The 239-nt window shown below is 34.7% G+C and carries 1 protein-coding gene; it reads left to right on the top strand.

Annotation, left to right across the window (positions count from 1 at the left end; translation table 11 throughout):
* On the top strand, positions 1 to 239 hold a 239-nt coding region (locus ACPYOJ_RS36605), incomplete at both ends, for a hypothetical protein (RefSeq protein WP_481420571.1).

Here is a 239-nt window from a genome sequence, read left to right as displayed (position 1 = left end):
ACCTTGGTGGCTGCATTTCAAAATTTAGTGGCACAGGAAATCACTTTAGACAAAATATATTCAGGATATTACCGGGGAAAAGGCATTGCCGGTATTACTTCCATGAAAAACGGAGAAAATTATTTAGTTATTGAGCAGGGAGGAATTGCAAAATACTCTTACAAAACATCGCAGAAAGAAGGAAATATTGTTGATGGTCAATTTGAAAGCTATGAATTTTCTGATGATGAGTCTAAAAT

Source organism: Rhizobium sp. SVR5-9E (genome assembly GCF_056755095.1).
The sequence above is the reverse complement of the archived record's forward strand: the minus strand, read 5'-3'. Positions and strand labels throughout refer to the sequence as shown.